13 protein-coding genes, 1 tRNA gene and 1 pseudogene are annotated in these 15,331 nt (G+C 65.7%); all 15 read left to right on the top strand.

Annotated features, from left to right (window positions below; all coding sequences use genetic code 11):
• The coding region (locus D7X12_RS29135) for an EF-Tu C-terminal domain-related protein (RefSeq protein ID WP_500683233.1) at nucleotides 1-176 on the top strand (176 nt) is incomplete at its 5' end.
• Between the two features lie 94 nt (nucleotides 177-270).
• The gene (rpmG, locus tag D7X12_RS29130; RefSeq protein WP_002617522.1) at nucleotides 271-435 is read left to right on the top strand and encodes a 50S ribosomal protein L33; all 165 of its coding nucleotides are present in this window, start codon (nucleotides 271-273) and stop codon (nucleotides 433-435) included.
• A 22-nt stretch (nucleotides 436-457) separates the two neighbouring features.
• Nucleotides 458-533: transfer RNA gene (locus D7X12_RS29125), tRNA-Trp, on the top strand.
• Nucleotides 534-621: 88 nt separating this feature from the next.
• Nucleotides 622-1,065: a preprotein translocase subunit SecE gene (gene secE / locus D7X12_RS29120; RefSeq protein WP_120628523.1), complete on the top strand. Its 444-nt coding sequence runs from the start codon at nucleotides 622-624 to the stop codon at nucleotides 1,063-1,065.
• Nucleotides 1,065-1,613, top strand: coding sequence for a transcription termination/antitermination protein NusG (gene nusG, locus D7X12_RS29115; RefSeq protein ID WP_120616107.1), 549 nt, complete (start codon nucleotides 1,065-1,067; stop codon nucleotides 1,611-1,613). The genes secE and nusG overlap by 1 nt, the downstream gene beginning before the upstream one ends.
• Nucleotides 1,614-1,715: 102 nt before the next feature.
• Nucleotides 1,716-2,162: a 50S ribosomal protein L11 gene (gene rplK / locus D7X12_RS29110; protein WP_120533438.1), complete on the top strand. Its 447-nt coding sequence runs from the start codon at nucleotides 1,716-1,718 to the stop codon at nucleotides 2,160-2,162.
• A 30-nt stretch (nucleotides 2,163-2,192) separates the two neighbouring features.
• Nucleotides 2,193-2,906, top strand: a complete 714-nt coding sequence (gene rplA, locus D7X12_RS29105) for a 50S ribosomal protein L1 (protein ID WP_120628522.1) — start codon at nucleotides 2,193-2,195, stop codon at nucleotides 2,904-2,906.
• A gap of 399 nt (nucleotides 2,907-3,305) precedes the next feature.
• Nucleotides 3,306-3,827 carry a 50S ribosomal protein L10 gene (rplJ, locus tag D7X12_RS29100; RefSeq protein ID WP_120628521.1) on the top strand — a complete coding sequence of 174 codons (522 nt, stop codon included), beginning with the start codon at nucleotides 3,306-3,308 and terminating at the stop codon, nucleotides 3,825-3,827.
• 92 nt (nucleotides 3,828-3,919) lie between these two features.
• Nucleotides 3,920-4,288: a 50S ribosomal protein L7/L12 gene (gene rplL / locus D7X12_RS29095; protein WP_120612526.1), complete on the top strand. Its 369-nt coding sequence runs from the start codon at nucleotides 3,920-3,922 to the stop codon at nucleotides 4,286-4,288.
• Between the two features lie 180 nt (nucleotides 4,289-4,468).
• Nucleotides 4,469-8,695, top strand: coding sequence for a DNA-directed RNA polymerase subunit beta (rpoB, locus tag D7X12_RS29090; protein ID WP_120628520.1), 4,227 nt, complete (start codon nucleotides 4,469-4,471; stop codon nucleotides 8,693-8,695).
• 132 nt (nucleotides 8,696-8,827) lie between these two features.
• Nucleotides 8,828-13,039: a DNA-directed RNA polymerase subunit beta' gene (gene rpoC / locus D7X12_RS29085; protein WP_120628519.1), complete on the top strand. Its 4,212-nt coding sequence runs from the start codon at nucleotides 8,828-8,830 to the stop codon at nucleotides 13,037-13,039.
• 178 nt (nucleotides 13,040-13,217) lie between these two features.
• On the top strand, nucleotides 13,218-13,679 hold the full coding sequence (locus tag D7X12_RS29080; protein WP_120628518.1) for a hypothetical protein: 462 nt from the start codon (nucleotides 13,218-13,220) through the stop codon (nucleotides 13,677-13,679).
• A 108-nt stretch (nucleotides 13,680-13,787) separates the two neighbouring features.
• Nucleotides 13,788-14,138 carry a phasin family protein gene (locus D7X12_RS29075; protein WP_120541003.1) on the top strand — a complete coding sequence of 117 codons (351 nt, stop codon included), beginning with the start codon at nucleotides 13,788-13,790 and terminating at the stop codon, nucleotides 14,136-14,138.
• A complete protein-coding gene (locus D7X12_RS29070) occupies nucleotides 14,135-14,896 on the top strand; it encodes a lytic transglycosylase domain-containing protein (protein WP_120628517.1) in 762 nt (253 codons plus the stop codon). Before D7X12_RS29075 ends, D7X12_RS29070 begins: the two co-directional genes overlap by 4 nt.
• 146 nt (nucleotides 14,897-15,042) lie before the next feature.
• Nucleotides 15,043-15,331, top strand: a pseudogene (locus D7X12_RS29065) (hypothetical protein); the annotation flags it as partial.

Below are 15,331 nucleotides of genomic sequence, written 5' to 3'. Positions count from 1 at the left end.
ACGTGACGGGCACGGTGAAGCTGCCGGAGAACGTCGAGATGGTGATGCCGGGCGACAACATCGCGATCGAGGTGGAACTCATCACCCCGGTGGCGATGGACAAGGAGCTGCGGTTCGCCATTCGTGAGGGTGGCCGTACGGTGGGCGCGGGCGTCGTTGCGGAGATCATCGCCTGATCGGCTTCACGCCGACCAGCTTCCACGGGCACTGAGTTGCCGAGGGGAGGGCTGCTTTTGTAGCCTTCCCCTCTCGCATCTGGTGAAATGAGCCATGCCGAAGGGTAACCGTTCCATCATCTCGCTCGAGTGCACCACGTGCAAAGAGCGGAACTACACGACCACGAAGAACAAGCGGAAGAGCCAGGACAAGCTCGAACTGAGCAAGTTCTGCCCTCGGTGCCGCAAGCACACGGACCACAAGGAAGGCAAGGTCTAGGTCGCGCGTTCCATGAAGGTTTAGGCCAGTAGCTCCAACGGTAGAGCAGCGGTCTCCAAATCCGCGTGTTGGGGGTTCGAATCCCTCCTGGCCTGCCAGCTTCAGTACAGGGACCCCCGGTACCGAGCGGTGCCGGGGGTCCCTGCCTTTTCGCAGTCCAGCTTCCGCAGTCCCTCGTGAGGCACCATGGCGACGGCATCTGAGGCCAGCCAGCAGGCTAACCGCTCGGGCATCGACCCGAAGCGGCTCGTGGTCATCTTCTATCTCGTCGCCGGCATCGTCCTGGCCCTCTTCCTGGAGCATGTCTTCGGGTTGCTCTGGAGCCGGTTCGGCTGGAGTGACGTCGAGCTCTTCGAGGGCCTTGGATGGCGCGTATCGACCCTGGTGGGCTATGTGGTGGCCCTGGGGTTGGTGCTGGCGGCCTACTTCCACCCACGCTCGCATGCCCTGTCCATTGACGTGGCGTCCGAGCTGATGAAGGTCACCTGGCCTTCCTGGTCGGAGACCCGTGCGTCGACCATGGCCGTGGTCGTCGCTTCGCTCGTCGCCGCCGTGCTCCTCTTCTGCATCGACACCGTCGCCTACAACTTGATGGTGGAGTGGCTGCCAGCCCTGTGGGGGAAGCTGTAATGGCGATGAAATGGTTCACGGTCCAGACCTACTCGAACTACGAGAACCAGGCGAAGAAGAACCTGGAGGAGCAGGTCCGTCTCAAGGGGCTGCAGGACCAGCAGCTCATCGGTGAGATCCTCATCCCCATGGAGCAGGTCGTGGAGATGGTGAACGGCGAGAAGAAGACCACCCGCCGCAAGCTCTTCCCGGGCTACATCTTCGTCCAGATGGAGCTCAGCGACACCACCCTGCACCTGGTGAAGAACACCTCCAAGGTGACCGGGTTCCCGGGCGTCGGCCAGAACGAGCAGCCCCGTCCCATGTCGGACGCCGAGGTGGCGCGCATCACCACCCAGGTGGCCGAGGGAGCGCTCAAGCCCAAGCCCAAGGTCCAGTTCGAGGCGAGCGACACGGTGCGAGTCATCGACGGCCCGTTCGCCAACTTCAATGGCACGGTGGAAGAAGTGAACGCGGAGAAGGGTCGGGTCCGGGTGCTCGTCAGCATCTTCGGCCGCGCGACCCCCGTGGAGCTCGATTTCATGCAGGTGGAGAAGACCACCGGCTAAGCAGGCTTTCGCGCCCGGCTGTCGGGTGCGGACAACGGGTGGGAGGGTCACCCCGTCTGGTGACCCGCTGGAACCACCCCATCGAAAGGCAGCAGTCCGCCGATGAAGAAGATCACAGGTCAGGTCAAGTTGCAGATTCCCGCCGGCAAGGCGAACCCCGCCCCGCCGATTGGTCCCGCCCTCGGTCAGCAGGGCGTGAACATCATGGAGTTCTGCAAGCAGTTCAATGCGAAGACGCAGGCAGAGGCGAAGGAAGGTCTCATCATCCCGGTGATCATCACCGTGTATGCGGACCGCTCCTTCACCTTCATCATGAAGACGCCTCCCGCCGCCATCCTCATCAAGAAGGCCGCGGGTCTCCACACGGAGAAGAAGAAGGGTTCGGGCGCGAAGAAGCCGGGCAAGGAGAAGGTGGGGCAGATCACCCGGAAGCAGCTCGAGGAGATCGCCAACAAGAAGATCCAGGACACCACCGCCGCGTCCCTCGAAGCCTGCATGAACACCATTGCTGGCACCGCGCGCTCCATGGGCATCGAAGTCGTCGGCTAGCCCGCCCCCCATCTTTCAAGGATTCCTGCCATGGCTACCAATGGAAAGAAGTTCCGCGCGTCCACCGAGCTGGTCGACCGCAACAAGCGCTACGCCGTCGCCGAGGGCTTCGCGCTGCTGAAGAAGACGGTCGAGGCCCGCGCGACGAAGTACGACCAGACGGTCGATGTCGCCATCAACCTGGGCGTGGACCCGAAGCACGCGGACCAGATGGTCCGTGGCGCCGTGGTGCTCCCGCACGGCACCGGCGCCACCGTGCGCGTGGCCGTGTTCGCCAAGGGTGAGCGCGCCACCGAGGCCGCCAACGCCGGCGCGGACATCGTGGGCGCGGAGGACCTCCAGAAGCGCATCGAGGAGGGCTTCCTCGACTTCGATACCGTCATCGCGACGCCGGACATGATGGGTGTCGTCGGTCGCCTCGGTAAGGTGCTCGGCCCCCGCGGCCTCATGCCCAACCCGAAGGTGGGCACGGTCACGATGGACGTGGCCAAGGCCATCCGCGACTCCAAGGGCGGTAAGGTCGACTTCCGCGCGGAGAAGGCCGGTATCGTCCACGCCAAGATGGGCAAGGCCTCCTTCGAGACGGCCAAGCTCGAGGCCAACTTCAACGCGCTGGTGGACCTGGTGATGAAGCTCAAGCCGGCCACCGCCAAGGGCGTGTACCTGCAGGGCATCGCCATCTCGACCACGATGGGGCCGGGCATCAAGCTCGACACCACCGAGATCCTGGCGCGTCACCGCTAGTCCCGGGGTGTCGGGGCGGGCCGGGAAGGGTGCGCTCCCTGACGGGGAGCGTCAGTCCTGTCGCCTGCCCAACGTCGGTCGCATAGAAAGTGCTGGATCTTTGCGAAAGCCGGGGGTATAGGCCCCCGGCTTTTGCAATTGGAGCGCCATGTCGAGAGACAGGGCGTTCCGACCTGGTTCATGACAGCAGGGACCCGGAAGGGGAGAAGACGCGTCCGTTGGGAACCGGGCAACCGGTCGGGCCGTCCCTCCGCTCCAGGTTCAAACGGCCGCAAGGTCAGCCCTGCCGAGACTGGAGGTGCGGTGTGGTGCCTCTCGGAGGCTCCTCCCTCGCTCTGCCACTTTGGCCCAGGCATCACGCCCGACCGTCAGGTCGGGCCATAAAGGAGGTGAGTCAAGGTGCTGAAGAGCGAGAAGGAAGTGATGATCAAGGAACTCCACGAGAAGTTCGCCCGGACCAAGTCCGCGGTGGTCGCCGAGTTCTCCAAGGTGGACGTGGAGACGGTGACCAAGCTTCGTCGGAAGTTCCGCGAGGGCAAGGTCGAGTACAAGGTCATCAAGAACACGCTGGCGCGCCGTGCCGCTGAGGGCACGTCCGTCTCCGTGATTTCGGATGACTTCACGGGTCCCGTGGCCCTGTGCATCAGCTACGACGACGTGGTGGCTCCTGCCAAGATCCTGATGGATTTCATCAAGGACATGGAGACCATCAAGGTCCGCAGCGCCGTGGTGGACGGCCGCAAGGTCGACGTCAACGGCGTGAAGGCGCTGGCGAAGTTGCCGGGCCTCAACGAGCTCCGAGGGCAGTTGCTCGGAATGCTCAACCAGCCTGCTGGCAAGCTGGTTCGGACCATCGCGGCCCCCGGGTCGCAGCTCGCGCGGGTCATCCAGGCCAACGCGGACAAGTCGAAGCCCGAGTAATCGTCCCGAGAAGTTTTTCTACCGCAACCCCCGCGGCTGAGCTGACCCAATGGGTCGCCGGCCGTTAGTCAACACCAGAAGGACACAGTTCCATGGCTGACCTGAACAAGATTGCCGAAGACCTCTCCTCCCTGACCATCCTGGAGGCCGCTGAGCTCGTGAAGGCCCTCGAGGCCAAGTGGGGCGTTTCCGCCGCGGCCGTTGCCGTTGCCGCGGGTCCTGCCGTTGCCGCCGCTCCTGTCGAGGAGAAGACGGAGTTCAACGTGGTCCTCGCGAACGCGGGCGCCAACAAGATCAACGTCATCAAGGAGATCCGCGCCATCACCGGCCTGGGCCTGAAGGAGGCCAAGGACCTGGTCGAGGGCGCGCCCAAGACGGTCAAGGAAGGCGTCAACAAGGACGACGCCAAGAAGATCAAGGACCAGCTCACCGCGGCTGGCGCCACCGTCGAAGTGAAGTAGTTCCGACAGGGGCTGTCCTGTTCTTCCGGGAAATCCCGGGCAGCCTCCTGACCGGATGAGCAGGCCGGCGTCCCCTTTGCTGGGGCGCCGGCTTTGCCCATTTGACATTTGCCAAATTTCCCGGCGCCGCCGCGCGTTACTGAAGTTTGCCCCGCCCGAGCAGCCGTCTCCGGAGACCGAATGCCGACGCAGATCCAGAACAATTTCCGCGTGCGGAAGACCTTCGCCAAAATCGCGAAGATCATCGACATTCCCAATCTCATCAACATCCAGAAGCAATCCTACGAAAAGTTCCTCCAGGCCGATATTGCCCCGGAGAAGCGCGAGGACCTTGGCCTTCAGGGTGTCTTCAAGTCCGTCTTCCCGATCCGGGACTTCAACGAGACCTCCTCGCTGGAGTTTGTCAGCTATCACCTGGAAAAGCCGAAGTACGACGTCGATGAGTGCCACCAGCGTGGAATGACCTACTCGGCGCCCATCAAGGTCGTCGTGCGCCTGGTCGTGTGGGACAAGGACGAGGAAACTGGCGCCCAGTCGATCCGCGATGTGAAGGAGCAGGAAGTCTACTTCGGCGAAATCCCGCTGATGACCCAGAACGGTACGTTCATCATCAACGGTACCGAACGCGTCGTGGTGAGCCAGCTGCACCGCAGCCCGGGTGCGTTCTTCGACCACGACAAGGGCAAGAGCCACTCGTCGGGCAAGCTGCTCTACAACGCCCGCATCATCCCGTACCGCGGCTCGTGGATCGACTTCGAGTTCGACCACAAGGACCTGCTGTACGTGCGCATCGACCGGCGCCGCAAGCTGCCGGCCACCGTGCTCATCCGCGCCCTGGGCGCCGTCGGTGACACGGCGAAGAAGAACCCGCTCGACTTCAAGGGCTCCACCGAGGAGATCCTCAACTACTACTACGCCACCGAGACCATCTACCTGCAGAGCGCCGCCGACTTCGAGAAGAGCGTCGAGCTGGAGCTCCTGCCGGGTCAGCGCGCCACGCGCGACATCAAGACCAAGTCCGGTGAGTTGATCGTCAAGAAGAACCGCAAGTTCACGCGCGCCGCCATCAAGAAGCTCGAAGCGGCGAAGATGACCAAGCTGCCCATCGACGCGGACGAGCTGTTCACCAAGGTCTCCGCCTACGACGTCGTGGACGAGAACACCGGTGAGGTCATCCTCGAGTGCAACGAGGAGGTCTCGCAGGAGAAGGTGGACGAGCTCCTCAAGCGCGAGATCAAGGAGTTCAAGGTCCTCTTCATCGACAACCTCAACGTGGGTCCGTACCTGCGTGAGACGTTGATGCTGGACAAGATCGAGTCGCCCGAGCAGGCCATCATGGAGATCTACCGGCGCCTGCGCCCGGGTGATCCCCCGACGCCGGAGACGGCGACGAACCTGTTCAGCAACCTGTTCTTCAATCCGGAGCGCTACGACCTGTCCAAGGTCGGCCGCCTCAAGCTGAACTTCAAGTTCAGCCTCGAGGAGCCCCTGGACGGGCAGATCCTCACCAAGCGCGACATCCTGGAGGTCATCCGCTACCTGATCGACCTCAAGAACGGCAAGGGGACGATCGACGACATCGACCACCTGGGCAACCGGCGCGTGCGCGCGGTGGGTGAGCTGCTGGAGAACCAGTACCGCATCGGTCTGGTTCGCATGGAGCGGGCGATCAAGGAGCGCATGAGCCTCCAGGAGATCGAGACGCTCATGCCGCACGATCTCATCAATGCCAAGCCCGTGACGGCGGTCATCAAGGAGTTCTTCGGCTCCAGCCAGCTGTCGCAGTTCATGGATCAGACGAACCCGCTCTCGGAAGTCACGCACAAGCGCCGCCTGTCCGCGCTCGGGCCTGGCGGTCTGACCCGCGAGCGCGCCGGCTTCGAGGTGCGCGACGTGCACCCGACGCACTACGGCCGCATCTGCCCCATCGAGACGCCGGAAGGCCCGAACATCGGCCTCATCGCGTCGCTGTCGACCTATGCGCGCGTCAACGAGTTCGGCTTCGTGGAGACGCCGTACCGCAAGGTGGACGCGGGCAGCGTGACCGCGGACGTGGCCTTCTACTCGGCGCTCGAGGAGGAGAAGCACACCATCGCCCAGGCGAACGCGGAGACGGACAAGAAGGGCAAGTTCGTCAACGCGCTGGTGCAGAGCCGCCGCAGCGGCGAGTTCGTCCAGGTCAAGGCCGAGGACGTGGACCTGATGGACGTGTCCCCGAACCAGCTCGTGTCGGTGGCCGCCTCCCTCATCCCGTTCCTGGAGAACGACGACGCGAACCGCGCGCTCATGGGCTCCAACATGCAGCGTCAGGCCGTGCCGCTGCTGCGCACCGCCGCGCCGCTCGTGGGCACGGGCATTGAAGCCATCGTGGCCCGCGACTCCGGCGTCACCTGCGTGGCGCGCCGCGACGGCATCGTGGAGTCGGTGGACGCCGGCCGCATCGTGGTCAAGGCGGACTCCAACGCGGCCCTGAGCGACGTGTCCAGCGAGGTGGACATCTACAACCTGCTCAAGTACCAGCGCTCCAACCAGAACACGTGCCTCAACCAGAAGCCCATCATCCGCAAGGGTGACCGGGTGAAGAAGGGCGACGTGATCGCGGACGGTCCGGCCACCGAAACGGGTGAGCTGGCGCTGGGACAGAACATCGTCGTCGCGTTCATGCCGTGGCAGGGCTACAACTTCGAAGACTCCATCCTGCTCAGCGAGCGCATCCTCAAGGAGGACGTCTTCACGTCCATCCACATCGAGGAGTTCGAGTGCATCGCGCGCGACACCAAGCTGGGCAAGGAGGAGATCACCCGCGACATCCCGAACGTGGGTGAAGAGGCCCTCAAGGACCTGGACGAGAGCGGCATCATCCGCATCGGCGCCGAGGTGAAGCCCGGCGACGTGCTGGTGGGCAAGATCACTCCGAAGGGCGAGACCCAGCTCTCCCCGGAAGAGAAGCTCCTTCGCGCCATCTTCGGTGAGAAGGCCGGCGACGTGCGCGACAGCTCCCTGCGCGTGCCTCCGGGCGTGGTGGGCACCGTCATCAACGCCAAGGTGTTCAGCCGCAAGGGCGTGGAGAAGGACGAGCGCGCCAAGCAGATCGAGTCCATGGAGGAGGCGAAGCTCCTCAAGGACCAGAACGACGAGATCAAGGTCCTCCAGGACTCTGCCTACAGCCGCCTGCGCGGCCTGGTCCGCGGCAAGGAGGTCCAGGGCAAGCTCGTGGACGACAAGGGGAAGATCCTCCTGAAGAAGGGTGACATCCTCAACGACGAGCTGCTGACCACGGTGCCGTACAAGTACTGGGGTGAGATCTCCGTCGGCGAGCCGCTGGATGCGCGCCTGCGCGACATCTTGCGCAGCCTGGAAGAGACGAAGGAGGCCGTGAAGCTGGCCTTCGGCGAGAAGATCGCGCGCATCAAGAAGGGCGACGAGCTTCCTCCGGGCGTCATCAAGATGGTGAAGGTGTACGTCGCCATCAAGCGCAAGCTGGCGGTGGGCGACAAGATGGCCGGTCGCCACGGCAACAAGGGCGTCGTGTCCCGCGTCCTCCCCGAGGAGGACATGCCGTACCTGGAGGACGGGCGTCCGGTGGACATCGTCCTCAACCCGCTCGGCGTCCCCAGCCGCATGAACATCGGGCAGATCCTCGAGGTCCACCTGGGTTGGGCCGCGAAGGGCGTCGGCGAGCAGCTGCAGCGCTACCTCGACGAGAACTTCAGCGGCGAGCAGCTCAAGAAGCAGCTGAAGGTCGTCTACGACGACAAGGCCTTCGGCGACTTCGTGGACGGCCTGTCCGACCAGGAGGTCCAGGACCTCTGCCGCCGGCTCAAGAAGGGCATCCACGTGGCGACGCCGGTGTTCGACGGCGCCCGCGAGACGGAGCTGCACGCCCTCTTCGACGAGGGCCGGCTGCCGCGCTCGGGCCAGATGGTGCTCTTCGACGGCCGCACGGGTGAGCCGTTCGACCAGAACGTCACCGTGGGCGTGATGTACATGCTCAAGCTGCACCACCTGGTGGACGAGAAGATCCACGCCCGTTCCATCGGGCCCTACTCGCTCGTCACGCAGCAGCCCCTGGGCGGCAAGGCCCAGTTCGGCGGCCAGCGTCTGGGAGAGATGGAAGTATGGGCGATGGAGGCCTACGGCGCGGCGTACACGCTGCAGGAGTTCCTCACCGTCAAGTCGGACGACGTGGTGGGCCGCACGCGCATGTACGAGGCGATCGTCAAGGGCGACAACGTCCTCGAGAGCGGTCTGCCCGAGTCGTTCAACGTGCTCCTCAAGGAGCTCCAGTCGCTGGCCTTGGACGTGGAGTTGCTGGAGAGCGCGCCCCCGGAGCGTCAGCGCAGCTTCGGCGGCGACTTCCTGGGTGGTGGCGACGGCGAGGACCGGAAGTCCGGGACCGAAGCCTAGGCCTTTTTAGCAGCCGGTGCGCCCGCCTGACCGGTCGGTATCGCTTCCTCGTGGAGGGAGCGGCCGACCGGGTGCAGGGCGGGGGCCCGAAACGTTTGGCGCCTTGAGCGCTCATAAGTTTTCGGAGGCAACGTGAAGGACATTTTCAACTTCTTCGAGAAGCCGAAGGACCCGCTGTCGTTCAACGCCATCCGCATCGCGCTGGCGTCGCCCGACAAGATCCGGCAGTGGTCGCACGGCGAGGTGAAGAAGCCGGAGACCATCAACTACCGCACGTTCAAGCCGGAGCGCGACGGCCTGTTCTGCGCGCGCATCTTCGGTCCCGTGAAGGACTACGAGTGCAACTGCGGCAAGTACAAGCGCATGAAGCACCGCGGCGTCGTGTGTGAGAAGTGCGGCGTGGAGGTCATCCAGTCCAAGGTGCGCCGTGAGCGCCTGGGGCACATCACGCTCGCCACGCCCGTGGCCCACATCTGGTTCCTCAAGTCGCTGCCCAGCCGCATCGGCAACCTGCTCGACATCACCCTCAAGGAGATGGAGAAGGTGCTGTACTGCGAGAGCTACATGGTCATCGACCCGAAGGCGACGCCGCTGCAGCGTGGCGAGCTCGTCTCCGAGGAGAAGATGCACCGGCTCTTCCAGGAGCACGGCGAGGACTCGTTCACCGCGGGCATGGGCGGCGAGGCCGTCCGTGAGATGCTCAAGTCCCTGGACGTGGAGAAGCTGTCCGAGGAACTGCGCAAGGACATGCGCGAGACCACCAGCGAGGCGAAGCGGAAGAAGTACGCCAAGCGCCTGAAGGTGGCCGAGGCGTTCCGCGTCTCCGGCAACAAGCCGGAGTGGATGATGCTGGACGTCATCCCGGTCATCCCGCCCGACCTGCGTCCGCTCGTCCCCCTGGACGGTGGCCGCTTCGCGACGTCCGACCTCAACGACCTGTACCGCCGCGTCATCAACCGCAACAACCGCCTCAAGCGGCTCCAGGAGCTCAACGCTCCGGACATCATCATCCGCAACGAGAAGCGGATGCTGCAGGAGGCGGTGGACGCGCTGTTCGACAACGGCCGCCGTGGCAAGACCATCACCGGCCCGAACAAGCGGCCGCTGAAGTCGCTGTCCGACATGCTCAAGGGCAAGCAGGGCCGGTTCCGTCAGAACCTGCTCGGCAAGCGCGTGGACTACTCGGGCCGTTCCGTCATCGTCGTCGGTCCCGAGCTGCGCCTGCACCAGTGCGGCCTGCCGAAGATCATGGCGCTCGAGCTGTTCAAGCCGTTCATCTACAACAAGCTCGAAGAGAAGGGCTACGTCACCACCATCAAGTCGGCGAAGAAGATGGTGGAGAAGGAGCGTCCGGAGGTCTGGGACATCCTCGAGGACGTGATCCGCGAGCACCCGGTGCTCCTCAACCGCGCGCCCACGCTGCACCGCCTGGGCATGCAGGCCTTCGAGCCCGTGCTCATCGAAGGCAAGGCCATCCAGCTGCACCCGCTCGTCTGCGCCGCGTTCAACGCGGACTTCGACGGTGACCAGATGGCCGTGCACGTGCCCCTCTCCATCGAGGCCCAGATGGAAGCGCGCGTGCTGATGATGTCGACGAACAACATCCTCAGCCCCGCGAACGGCAAGCCCATCATCGTCCCGACGCAGGACATGGTGCTCGGCATCTACTACATGACCCGCGCCCGCGAGTTCGCCAACGGCGAAGGCCGCGTGTTCGCGTCGCCGGAGGAGGTGCGCGCTGCGTACGACCACGGCGAGGTGCACCTGCAGGCCAAGGTGGTGTGCCGCATCGACGCCAAGCGCAAGGAGACCACGGTCGGCCGCGTGCTGCTGTGGGAGGTCGTGCCGCGCCGCGTGGGCTTCGACGCCATCAACAAGGTGCTCGACAAGAAGTCGCTCGGTAACCTCATCGACCTCTGCTACCGCCTCACGGGCGAGAAGGAGACGGTGCTGCTGGCCGACCGCATCCGCAGCCTGGGCTACTTCCACGCGACCCGCGCCGGCATCTCCATCGCGCTCAAGGACATGATCATCCCTGCGAAGAAGCAGGAGTTCCTGGACTACGCGCGCAAGGAAGTGGCGGAGATCGAGAACCAGTACCTCGAGGGCCTCATCACCGACGGTGAGCGCTACAACAAGGTCATCGATATCTGGGCGGAGATCACCGAGAAGGTCGCCCAGGAGATGATGCAGCAGATCTCCACCGACGAGGCCACGGGCTACCACGAGGGCGTGCGCACGACGCGCAAGCAGCCGTCGTTCAACCCCATCTACATCATGGCCGACTCGGGCGCGCGCGGCAGCGCCCAGCAGATCCGTCAGCTGGCCGGCATGCGCGGCCTGATGGCCAAGCCCTCCGGTGAAATCATCGAGACGCCCATCACGGCCAACTTCCGTGAAGGCCTCTCCGTGCTCCAGTACTTCATCTCCACGCACGGCGCCCGCAAGGGCCTGGCGGACACGGCGCTCAAGACGGCCAACTCCGGTTACCTCACCCGCCGTCTCGTGGACGTGGCGCAGGACGCCATCATCAACGAGTACGACTGCGGCACCATGGACGGTCTGTTCATTGGCGCCCTGGTCGAAGGCGGAGAGATCATCGAGCCGTTGGGTGAGCGCATCCTGGGCCGCGTGGCCCTGGACGACATCCTCGACCCCGTGACGGGCGAGGTGCTGGTGCGCGCCAACGAGGAGATCGACGAGGAGCGCGTCCGCCGCATCGAGAACAGCGGCCTGGACAAGGTGAAGATCCGCTCGGTGCTCACCTGCCAGGCCAAGCGCGGCATCTGCGTCGAGTGCTACGGCCGTGACCTGGCGCGCGGCCGCAAGGTGTCCGTCGGCGAGGCCGTGGGCGTCATCGCGGCGCAGTCCATCGGTGAGCCGGGTACCCAGCTCACGATGCGCACCTTCCACATCGGTGGTGCGGCGACGCGGCGCGCGGAGCAGTCCAGCCTCGAGAACCGCTACGCGGGCTCCGTGAAGTTCGCGGGCCTGAACACGGTGCAGAAGGCGGACGGCACGTTGGTGGCCATGAACCGCAACGGCGAGCTCGTCGTCGTCGACGAGTCGGGCCGCGAGCGCGAGCGCTACCAGATCATCTACGGCGCCCGCATCCTGGTGAAGGAACACCAGAAGCTGGAGCCGGGCGTGCTCCTGGCCGAGTGGGACCCGTTCGCGATCCCGCTGCTCACGGAAGTGGGCGGTGTCGTGCGCTACGAGGACATCATCGAAGGCGTGACGATGTCCGAGACGCTCGATGAAGTGACGGGCCTGTCGCGCAAGACGGTCATCGAGTCCAAGGATCCGGAGGCGCGTCCGCGCGTCACCATCCGCGACGCGCAGGGCAACGTGAAGGACCTGCCGTCCTCCAAGAACCAGGCGAGCTACTTCCTGCCCCAGGGCGCGATCATCACCGTGAACGACACGGATGAGATCTCCGCGGGCGAGGTCATCGCCAAGGTGCCGCGCGAGACGACGAAGACCAAGGACATCACGGGCGGTCTGCCCCGCGTGGCCGAGCTCTTCGAGGCGCGCAAGCCCAAGGATGCGGCGGCGATCGCGGAGATCGACGGCGTGGTGTCCTTCGGCAAGGACACCAAGGGCAAGCGCAAGCTCATCATCACCCCCGAGGTGAGCGGCGAGCAGCGCGCGGACCTGGCCAAGGAGTACCTGATCTCCAAGGGCAAGAGCATCAACGTCCACTCCGGCGACCGCGTGAAGGCCGGCGAGGCGATGATGGACGGCGCGGCCAACCCGCACGACATCCTGAAGGTGCTGGGCGAGAAGGAACTCGCGCGCTACCTGGTGGACGAAGTGCAGGAGGTCTACCGACTGCAGGGCGTGAAGATCAACGACAAGCACATCGAGACGATCGTCCGGCAGATGCTGCGCCGGGTGCGCGTCACGGACGTGGGCGACACCAACTTCCTGGTCGACGAGCAGGTCGAGAAGTGGGTGTTCGAGGAGGAGAACGAGAAGGTCATGGCCGAGGGCAAGCGCCCGGCCGTGGGTGAGCCGCTGCTGCTCGGCATCACCAAGGCCTCGCTCTCCACCGAGTCGTTCATCTCCTCGGCGTCGTTCCAGGAGACCACGAAGGTGCTCACCGAGGCCGCCATCAACGGCAAGGTGGACTACCTGCGCGGCCTCAAGGAGAACGTCATCATGGGCCGGCTCATCCCCGCCGGCACGGGCCTGCCGAACTACAAGCACCTCGACATCGAGGTGGAGAGCCCCACGGACGAGGTCAACGAGATGGAGGCCGCCCTGGCCGCCACCCACGGAGACACCGGCCCGCTGGCCCCTCCGCCGTCGCGGCCGGACACCCGGTCCACCGACGTCGCCTAGTGCGCTGACGGAGCGTCCCTGACGCTCCGGGAGTCTGCCGCCGTCCTGGTTTCATGCCGGGGCGGCGGCTTTCTCGTTTTGCACAGTTCATCTGACTTCGCCTTGACACCGTGTCGCGGTGCGTTATCTTGACGCATCACGTTATCGGCCCGGGATTCCCCGGGTGGGGGAGAGTCACATGACCACGACGCAGACGAAGACGGCTGAGAAGACGGGTGTCACGCAGAACGTGGAGAGCTTCCTGAAGGGGCAGCTCTCCCATGCGCAGAAGCGGTTCGAGGGTTTGGAAGGGGAGGCCAACAAGGCCTTCAAGGTGCTGGAGACGCGGGGCCAGGAGGCGAAGAAGGAGGTCCAGGCCCTGTGGACGAAGGTGCAGGCCGGTGAGCTGCGCGCGGACCCCCGGGTGCAGGAGCTGACCAAGAAGGTGGACGCGGCGGGCGCGGGGCTGCGCAAGCGTCTGGACGGGCTGCAGGCGAAGGTCGTGGAGGCGGTGGGAGTTGCCAGCCAGTCCCAGGTGCAGCAGATCACCCACGAGCTGGGCCGCCTGTCGAAGAAGCTGGATGTACTGCTGAAGCCCACCCGTCGGGCCCACGGCACGACCAAGAATTCGGGCAGCGCGGCGTCTTCTCCGCGGGCCTGAGCAGCGTTTTCTTCACCCAAGGGGTGTGCTTAGGTGGACGCCCCTTTCGTTTGAATGCCTCGGGTTTCCCGTCATGGATGGGGCCCGGGGCGCTCCCGGAGCGACTTCATGGACAACAATACCGAGGCCCCCCGAGAGAAGACCTCCGTGGCGGAGGCGTTCGAGCGCATCTGGAGCCAGGCGCTCCTGGCGGTGAACACGGCGGAGGAGGAGGCTTCCCGCGCCGTGCAGCGCGTGGCGTCCGTCGCGGGCTGGAGCCAGGATGAGGTGAAGCGTCAGGCGCGGGAGTTCGCCGAGCGGCTGACGGGGCACCGCAAGGACCTGGAGCACAACGTGGAGGAGCGGGTGCGCACGGCGCTCACGCTGCTGAAGCTGCCGCGCCGCGAGGAGTTGCAGGCGTTTGGCAGCCGACTGGAGCGCCTCTCCGAGCGCATCCAGGCCCTGGAGCACCGCAAGTGAGTGGACCCGCCGCCTCGGGCGGCAGGTCGTTGGGAACGCGGTTCTTCGCGGGGCTGCACGCCCTGAGCAGCGGGTGCTCCCGGCTCCCGTTGCTCGCGGGTGTGGCGCTCGTGGTGTCCGCGCGGGTGGTGCCCCTCCTGGAGGAGCCCCCATCCCAGCCCGTGGTCCCCGAGGTGGTGTCGATGGAGTCCGCCTCCGCGGAGGCGGTGCTCATCGACGCGGTGCTGGCCAAGCGCGCCCCGGACCTGGGGCTCACCCTGCGCCGGCGGCTGGGGCAGGCCATTGACGAGGAGGCCCGACGCACCGGGTATGATCCGCTGCTGGTGCTGGCCCTCATCGACGTGGAGTCCGACTTCGAGGAGGAGGCCATCTCCGACAAGGGCGCCCGGGGGCTGATGCAGATCAAGCCCAGCACGCTGCACTTCCTGGCGGAGAAGGAGGGGCTGCGGCTGTCGCGCGAGGAGGTGGTGTCCGATCCCGCCGTCTGCGTGCGGCTGGGCATCCGCTACCTGCGCTCGCTGCAGGGCCGCTTTGGCGGCGACCTGGACCTGGCGCTGATGGCGTACAACGCCGGCCCCACGCGCATCCGGGACGCCCTGAAGGCCGGGGAGCTGGAGAAGTTCCGTCGCTACCCCCGCGCCGTGCAGCGCGACTTCCGCCGCTTCCGTGAAGGACACGGCCTGGGCGGGGACTGGGCGCTCGCGCAGCGGGAGCTGCCGCCCGGGGAGCCCGGCGCGACGCCGACCGCGGCGCCCTGACGCAGGCCCGCGGGACTTCCGGGTGAATGTTCGGGGCGGTGGTGCGCTCCAACCCGGGCCACACTCGCCTTGTCCCGCTCCCCGGGGTGCGCTAAGTCGTTGCAAGCACCCGGGACTGTTGAGGATTCCCTGGAGGGATGCCCCCCATGTCTCGCCCGTCCGCCCGCATCGCGCTCACCCTCGCGGCCACGCTCGTCCCCATGCTGGCCGTGGCCGGCTCCGTCTTCCTCAACGGCGTCAACATCGACAGCGTGAAGAACCAGCGCTTCGAGAAGGCCACCGTCCGCATCGACGCGGAAGGGAACGTCCACATCGACGCGCCGGGCTATGCCGCCCGGGTGACGACCGCGACGCCCGCGCCGCCTCCCAGCGCCACGCCGGCTCCGGCCCCCGCCGCGATGCCGCCGGCCCGCCCCAATGATGCCGGCGTGGCGC

Origin of the sequence: Corallococcus sicarius (genome assembly GCF_003611735.1) — a bacterium.
GTDB lineage: Bacteria > Myxococcota > Myxococcia > Myxococcales > Myxococcaceae > Corallococcus > Corallococcus sicarius.
The sequence above is the reverse complement of the archived record's forward strand: the minus strand, read 5'-3'. Positions and strand labels throughout refer to the sequence as shown.